The following is a 7,483-nucleotide window of genomic DNA, read 5'->3' as shown; positions in this document are numbered from 1 at the left end:
AGCCCTGGTGGCCAACGGCTTGACAGCCCCCTATTTTTATGGGATACTGCCTCTAATGCAGGGCCTGCCCTGCGTCCGGAAATGCCATCCCAAACGAGAGGAGGTGATGTCGAGCAATGGACAGTAGTCGTCAACTTAGGGCTGCGGCATCCCTCCTCATGATCGTTTAAGGGAGCCGCAGCCCGCCCCCCGGCAGACCGCCCACCCTGGGCGGTTTGCCTCTTAAAGGCGGCGCACTGCCTCGACCGTCAGCCAGAACAGCCGTTCACGATCGCTACCACACCGGTACCATTCGCGTCTATCCCAGCCCTCCGGGATAACCAGATCACCCCCATAGAGCACCTGCCCCAAGGGGACACCACGGAACCGGGCCACCGCCATCAGCGCCGCCGCTTCCATTTCCACCACCAGGCAACCCTCGGCCACCCGCCGCGCCCGCCGTGTCACCGTCTCCCGATACAACCCATCGGTTGTCCAGGTTTTACCCAGGCGATAGGGTACCTTGTGGTATTCCAGCGCTGCGACCAGCGCTGCCACCGCCTGCGGATCGGCTATCACTTCGCGCGCAGGGGGTAAATAGTGATACGATGTGCCTTCTTCCCGAACTGCTGCTGTCACGACGATCACGTGCCCGGCGGTGATCCTCGGGGTGAGCGCACCACAGCCCCCACAAACCATTACCTTGCGCACGCCTAAGGCAATAATTTCTTCCAGAAAGCCCGCTGCCAATGGCGCACCCACGCCGGGGTGCAGCACCAACACCGGCTCGTTCTCCTCTTCTTCAAGCAGGTAGAGGGGGTTCGGGCCGATCTCGGATTTCAATTGACCGATGACGCGCAACCGCCTTTGCGCGCGTAGCCCCTCCAATACCTCTTGGAAAAAGCACATCACCGCCCGCTTTGGAACCGGCGCTGCGGGCAAAGAGGGTTGAGGTTCTACAATGGCGTGCGGATTGGGATCATACTCTAAAATCGGCCAGGAAATGGGGCTTTCTGACATGCCGTTCCTCCTTCAAGGGATTTCCGGCGACTCCGGGACGACCCACACAATTCCCTCCAGGCCGGCAAAGCGCTGACGCATCACCCCTAGGGCTTGGGGATTGTTATCTATCAAGATAAAGCGCCGCCCCAATTCCAGACACGCCGCGCCGGTGGTGCCGCTACCGGCGAAGAAATCCAGCACCAGATCGCCCGGGTTCGACGAAGCTTGAAGGATACGTCGCAGGATGCCCAACGGCTTCTGAGTGGGATAACCGGTGCGCTCACTGCTATTGGTCGGCACGATGGTATGCCACCAAGTATCGGTGGGAAACTTGCCACGCGCTGCTTTTTGCGGTCCCACCAACCCCGGCGCCATATAGGGAATGCGCTCCACTGCCTCGTAATTGAAAGTGTAGCGTTTGGGATCTTTGGCATAAAAAAGGATATTATCGTGCTTGGGTGGCCATTTGCGCCGCGTGCGGGCGCCATAATCGTAAGCCCAGATGATTTCATTCAAGAAGCATTCCCGCCCGAAGATGCTGTCCAACAAAACTTTACAGTAGTGCACCTCGCGGTAGTCAATGTGAAAGTATAGGCTGCCGTACGGTTTGAGCAGGCGATACGCTTCGCGCAGACGCGGCTCTAGAAAAGCCAGGTAGTCATCGAAGATATCGGCATAAGCCTGGTGACCCAGCTTAACCGTCAGGTAGCGTCGTCCCCCGAATCCTACCCGGTCACCGCTCTCCGCTTGAATCGTGCGCAGGCGCGGGCGTGCCTGTACCCGCCCGGTGTTGAAAGGGGGATCAATGTAAATGAGATCTACCGATTCGGCAGGCAAGGACTGCAATATTGGCAGGTTATCCCCAAAATACACCCAACCGCGCGGCGCTACATCAGCTGTCATTCCGGTCCTTACTCCCCGATAATCTTGACCAGCACCCGCTTCGGGCGGCGGCCATCGAACTCGCCGTAGAAAATCTGCTCCCAGGGCCCGAAATCCAATTTACCGTTGGTAATCGCCACCACCACCTCGCGTCCCATCACCTGGCGCTTGAGATGGGCATCGGCATTATCCTCACCGGTGTCATTATGGCGATACTGGGAAATCGGCTCATGTGGAGCAAGGTGTTCTAGCCAACGCTCAAAATCCTGGTGCAGGCCAGGCTCATCATCGTTGATGAACACCGAGGCCGTAATGTGCATGGCGTTCACCAGGACGAATCCCTCTTTGATCCCGCTCTCGCGCACGCAGGCTTCCACCTGTGGCGTGATGTTGATGAAGGCCCGCCGTGAAGGTACATTGAACCATAATTCCTTGCGATAACTTCTCATTGTCAACCCCTTAGTGGCAAAATCAACGGCGCAGACACAATCTGCGCCGTTGGATTTTAACATAACTTACGCGGATTGAGGCCCTATGCACCAGCAGCCGCCTCCTGGCCCAATAGAGCGTTCAAAACCGCCGGCAGCAACCCACCCTGACGATAATAGCGGATCTCATTGGCGGTATCCAAGCGCAAGAGGACATCAAAGTGCACCTCGCTGCCATCGGCGCGACGCGCCCGCACCTGCACCCGCCCACCGGGATGCAGATTCTCGGCCAACCCCAGCAGGTCATAAGTTTCCTCGCCGCTCAAACCCAGGCTTTGGACATTCTGTCCGGGCAAGAACTGCAACGGCAACACTCCCATGCCGGCTAGGTTGGCGCGGTGAATCCGCTCAAAGGATTCGGCAATCACCGCACGCACCCCCAACAGGCGCGTGCCCTTGGCCGCCCAATCGCGGCTGGAGCCAGTGCCGTATTCCTTACCCGCCAGGATGAGCAAAGGCACCCCCTCGGCCTGATACCGCATGGCCGCCTCATAGATAGTCATTTGCTCTCCGTCGGGAAAGTGACGAGTGAACCCGCCTTCCACCCCCGGCACAAGCAGATTCTTCAGGCGGATGTTGGCAAACGTGCCGCGCACCATCACCTCATGGTTGCCACGCCGCGAGCCGTAAGAATTGAACTCCGAAGGCGGCACCCCCCGTTGGATCAGGTACTGCCCGGCAGGGGTGTGCACCGGAATGCTGCCGGCCGGGGAAATGTGATCGGTCGTCACGGAATCGCCCAATACAGCCAGCACTCGTGCGCCGTGAACATCGGCCACCCAGGTCGCCATCTCCGGCGGATTGTAGAACGGCGGAGGTTGCAGATAGGTCGAATCCTCATCCCAGGTATAGAGCACCTCTTCCTTACTCTCAATGGCATTCCACAGCGGGTTGGCAGCGTACAAATCGGCATAATCGCGGGTAAACAAATCCGGCCGAATGGCTCGTTGGATGGTTTCAAATACCTCCTGGCTCGAAGGCCAAATCTCGTGCAGATAAACCGGCCGGCCTTGTGGGTCGTACCCCAGAGGCTCACGGGAAAGATCACGCCCAATCTCGCCAGCCAGGGCATAGGCCACCACCAACGGTGGCGATGCCAGGTAATTGGCTCGGGTGTGCGGACTGATACGCCCCTCAAAGTTGCGGTTGCCCGAAAGCACTGCCACCGCTACCAGGTTGTTATCTTTGATGGCATTGACGATCGGTTCAGGCAAGGGACCAGCATTACCAATGCACGTAGTACAGCCAAAGCCAACCAGGTGGAAACCCAGTGCCTCTAATGGCTTGAGCAGGCCGGCTGCGGCCAGGTAGTCAATCACTACCCGTGACCCCGGCGCCAGGCTGGTCTTGACGTAGGGCGGTGTGCGTAAGCCACGTTCAACCGCCTTTTTTGCTAGCAGACCGGCGGCCACCATCACAAAGGGGTTCGACGTGTTGGTGCACGACGTGATAGCCGCAATCACGACTGAGCCATGGCGCAGAGTTGCCGTTTGCCCATCCAATGCCACCATGACCGCGGTCTCTTGCTCCGCCGCGGGTATGCCAAATCCGTTTGCCGTGCGTGGTGCTGTCAGCGCTTGGCGGAAGTTGGCTGGCACCTCACTCAAGGCCACTCGATCCTGCGGACGGCGCGGTCCGGCCAGGCTGGGCTGCACCCGGCTCATGTCCAGTTCCAACACCGCCGTGTAGGTGGGGGTAGGCGTTTCGGCCGTGCGGAAGAGATGCTGGGCTTGATAGTACGCTTCGACCAGGTTCACCAAGTCCTCAGGACGACCGGTGAAGCGCAGATAGTCCAACGTTTGCGTATCCACCGGGAAATAGAGCATGGTCGCGCCGCTCTCAGGTGCCATATTGGCGATCATCGCGCGGTCGGCCAACGTCAGGTGATCCAAACCGGGACCGAAGAACTCAACCACTTTATCCACCACACCAAATTGCCGCAGCATCTGGATGATGGTCAAGGTTAAATCGGTCGGGGTCGTACCCTCCGGCAAGTGGCCGCTTAAGCGGAAGCCAATCACATCTGGGATCACAATTTCGATCGGCTCGCCCAGCATGGCGGCAATGGCTTCAATGCCTCCCACCCCCCAGCCGACCACGCCCAGGCCGTTGATCATCGTGGTATGCGAATCGGTACCCACCAGGGTATCCGGATAGGCCACAGGTAGACCATCGGGACCTTCTGCGGTTAGGACACTCCGCGCCAGGTATTCCAGATTGACCTGGTGCACAATACCTGAGGCCGGGGGCACAATACGCAGGTTCTTGAAGGCACGCTGACACCAATGCAGAAACTCGTAGCGCTCACGGTTACGCTCGAATTCTTTTTCAGCGTTTAGACGGAAAGCATCCGGCGTTCCGTAGTAGTCCACCTGCACCGAATGATCAATGACCAGATCCACCGGCACCCGCGGGTTGACACTGGCAGGATCACCACCCAGCCGTGCCACGGCGGCGCGCATGCCGGCCAAATCGTTCAGTACCGGCACGCCGGTAAAATCCTGCATCACCACCCGCCCGGGGAAGAACGGCATACTGGGACGTTGCTCGGCCTGAGGTTGCCAGGCAATGAGATGATCTAGGTCTTGGGGCTCTGCCCGTCCCTGAGCCACGTGCCGCGCCACGCCCTCCAGAAAGATGCGCATAACAAAGGGCAACTGCGCCAGCCGTTCCGGGCTGAGCCCGGGCAAGGCGGTAAGAGGATAATAGTGATAGGTCTGTGCTCCCACGGTCAGCGTTTCTAACGAAGGTAAAGTCGCCATCCGTTCACCTCTCAACAATCATGAAGGACTCACACCTTTGGCTCTTGAGATTCTCGGATCGCCGTTACCAGCGCCCGCATAAATTCAGATGTTTTCAGCAACGTCGCGCCTTCGGTCAGATGATACAAATCCTGCGTCAACTGGCGCGCCGCGATCACCCGTTCCAATGCACCGATCACCAAGTCCGCCGCTTCGTGCCAGCCAATGTAACGCAGCAGCATCTCACCCGAAAGGATGAGCGAGGTCGGGTTAACCAGGTCTTTTCCGGCCAAAGTGGGTGCTGTACCATGGGTAGCTTCAAAGATCGCAACGCCAGTCTCTTCGTTGTAATTCGCTCCCGGAGCGATCCCCAAGCCACCCACCAGCGCCGCCAAGGCATCGGAGAGGTAATCTCCGCTCAAGTTAGGGGTTGCCAGTACATCAAACTCGTGCGGGCGGGTGATCGCAATCTCAAAGGCAGCATCGGTGATTACCTCTTTCACCCACAACTTACCTGCCGCCAGCGCCGCCTGACGTTCTTGGTTGGCGGTTTCTTCATCGTAGGCCAGGCGGGTGCGTTCCCACTGGCGCTGGGTGTAAACATGATCACCAAATTCACGTTCGGCCAGGTCATAGCCCCAATTCCGAAATGCGCCTTCGGTCATCTTCATAATGTTACCCTTGTGCACCAGGGTGACACTGCGGCGACCATTGGCCAACGCCCAACGGATCGCCGCACGCACCAAGCGCTCGGTGCCGCGGCGTGAAATCGGCTTAAGGCTGAATGCCGTGCTTTCCGGGAAGAGCAGGCGGGTATAGGCTTCCGGATAATGTGTCTGTAACCAGGTTTGAAAGGCGCGGTTGATCTCGCTCTCGGCGGGAAACTCAATCTCGGCATACAAGTCTTCGGTGTTCTCCCGAAAGACCACCATGTTGACCTTCTCGGGGTGACGCACCGGTGAGGGCACCCCAGGTAGCCAGCGCACGGGACGCTGGCAGACATAGAGATCCAGTGTGCGCCGCAGTGCCACCGTCACTGAACGCACCCCCTCGCCGATGGGGGTGGCTAGTGGGCCCTTCACACCGACCTTATAAGTCTCAAACGCTCGCAGGGTCTCTTCCGGCAGCCATACCCCAAAGCGCTGAAACGCTTTCTGGCCGGCAAACACCTCATACCATTGGATCTGGCGGCGGCCACCATAGGCGGCTTCAATTGCTGCATCCAGTACTGCACGCGTCGCCCGCCAGATCTCCGGGCCCGAGCCATCGCCTTCGATGAAAGGTAAAATTGGGCGGTCGGGCACCTGCCAGTGCCCATCCACCCGCGTAATGGGTTCACCATGAGCCGGAGGGGGAGGGTACACGTAAGCCATGCCCAAATTATAGCGCGAAAGTGGAGCATTTGAGTCGTAATGAGAACAAAAATGGACCCATCTATCTTTTCCGTAGAGTGGTAAAATGTCAGTCAAATTCAGGAGATGCAAATGGAGGTGACTCTCATGAATGCGGAGAAAGGCACATTCAAAGTCAAGGTTGGGCTGGCGCAGATGCTCAAAGGGGGAGTCATCATGGATGTGGTTACACCGGAACAGGCGCGCATCGCCGAAGACGCCGGTGCGGTAGCAGTGATGGCGTTGGAACGCGTCCCAGCGGATATTCGCGCCCAGGGTGGAGTTGCCCGCATGAGCGACCCGGAATTGATATTAAAGATCATGGATGCGGTGAGCATCCCGGTCATGGCCAAGGTGCGCATTGGGCACTTTGTCGAAGCCCAGATCCTGGAAGCCATCGGCGTGGATTATATTGACGAATCCGAGGTGCTCACGCCCGCCGATGAAGAGCATCATATTAATAAGCATGCCTTCAAAGTGCCCTTCGTATGCGGCGCACGCGACCTTGGCGAAGCTTTGCGGCGCATTGGGGAAGGCGCAGCGATGATCCGCACCAAGGGCGAAGCCGGCACTGGTGACGTGGTGGAAGCTGTACGCCATGCTCGGCGCATCTTGGGGCAGATTCGCCATCTGCAGAGCCTGCCCGAGGAAGAGGTCATGGCCTATGCCAAGGAAATCGGCGCCCCCTACGAATTAGTTATGGAAACCCGCCGCCTAGGCCGTTTACCGGTGGTTAACTTCGCTGCCGGCGGTATCGCCACCCCTGCTGATGCTGCGCTGATGATGCAGCTGGGCATGGATGGCGTCTTCGTCGGTTCGGGCATCTTCAAATCAGGCGACCCGGCCAAACGGGCCGCTGCCATCGTCAAAGCCGTGACCCATTACAACGATCCGCACATCCTGGCTGAGGTCAGCCGCAACCTGGGCGAACCCATGGTCGGGCGCACCGTTGCCAGCCTGGCCGAGCGCGAACTGATGGCTGGGCGTGGCTGGTAACGTT

General features: G+C 58.7%; 6 protein-coding genes. 1 reads left to right on the top strand and 5 read right to left on the bottom strand.

The annotated features are described in order from the left end of the window. Positions 1-222 precede the first annotated feature (222 nt). From AC01YT_RS10910 to icd, 5 genes are all read right to left on the bottom strand, one after another. Positions 223-999, bottom strand: coding sequence for a nucleoside phosphorylase (locus tag AC01YT_RS10910; protein ID WP_476675365.1), 777 nt, complete (start codon positions 997-999; stop codon positions 223-225). 12 nt (positions 1,000-1,011) lie between these two features. Next, positions 1,012-1,884: a DNA-methyltransferase gene (locus AC01YT_RS10905; RefSeq protein WP_476675363.1), complete on the bottom strand. Its 873-nt coding sequence runs from the start codon at positions 1,882-1,884 to the stop codon at positions 1,012-1,014. Positions 1,885-1,892: 8 nt separating this feature from the next. After that, positions 1,893-2,312, bottom strand: coding sequence for a secondary thiamine-phosphate synthase enzyme YjbQ (locus AC01YT_RS10900; RefSeq protein WP_476675361.1), 420 nt, complete (start codon positions 2,310-2,312; stop codon positions 1,893-1,895). Between the two features lie 83 nt (positions 2,313-2,395). Beyond that, positions 2,396-5,113 carry an aconitate hydratase AcnA gene (gene acnA, locus AC01YT_RS10895; protein ID WP_476675359.1) on the bottom strand — a complete coding sequence of 906 codons (2,718 nt, stop codon included), beginning with the start codon at positions 5,111-5,113 and terminating at the stop codon, positions 2,396-2,398. 29 nt (positions 5,114-5,142) lie between these two features. After that, positions 5,143-6,465 carry an NADP-dependent isocitrate dehydrogenase gene (gene icd, locus AC01YT_RS10890; protein WP_476675357.1) on the bottom strand — a complete coding sequence of 441 codons (1,323 nt, stop codon included), beginning with the start codon at positions 6,463-6,465 and terminating at the stop codon, positions 5,143-5,145. A 126-nt stretch (positions 6,466-6,591) separates the two neighbouring features. Here icd and pdxS point away from each other — a divergent pair, with 126 nt between their 5' ends. Next, positions 6,592-7,479 (top strand): pyridoxal 5'-phosphate synthase lyase subunit PdxS, encoded by an 888-nt coding sequence (gene pdxS, locus AC01YT_RS10885; protein WP_315625416.1) that lies wholly within the window; start codon positions 6,592-6,594, stop codon positions 7,477-7,479. Positions 7,480-7,483: the final 4 nt, after the last annotated feature.

This window comes from Thermanaerothrix sp. (assembly GCF_056331585.1).
The sequence above is the reverse complement of the archived record's forward strand: the minus strand, read 5'-3'. Positions and strand labels throughout refer to the sequence as shown.

What these genes read in the sequence shown, in the direction of transcription:
- AC01YT_RS10910 (WP_476675365.1), bottom strand. Translation starts at nt 999, where the DNA reads ATGTCAGAAAGCCCCATTTCCTGGCCGATTTTAGAGTATGATCCCAAT.
- AC01YT_RS10905 (WP_476675363.1), bottom strand. Translation starts at nt 1,884, where the DNA reads ATGACAGCTGATGTAGCGCCGCGCGGTTGGGTGTATTTTGGGGATAAC.
- AC01YT_RS10900 (WP_476675361.1), bottom strand. Translation starts at nt 2,312, where the DNA reads ATGAGAAGTTATCGCAAGGAATTATGGTTCAATGTACCTTCACGGCGG.
- acnA (WP_476675359.1), bottom strand. Translation starts at nt 5,113, where the DNA reads ATGGCGACTTTACCTTCGTTAGAAACGCTGACCGTGGGAGCACAGACC.
- icd (WP_476675357.1), bottom strand. Translation starts at nt 6,465, where the DNA reads ATGGCTTACGTGTACCCTCCCCCTCCGGCTCATGGTGAACCCATTACG.
- pdxS (WP_315625416.1), top strand. Translation starts at nt 6,592, where the DNA reads ATGAATGCGGAGAAAGGCACATTCAAAGTCAAGGTTGGGCTGGCGCAG.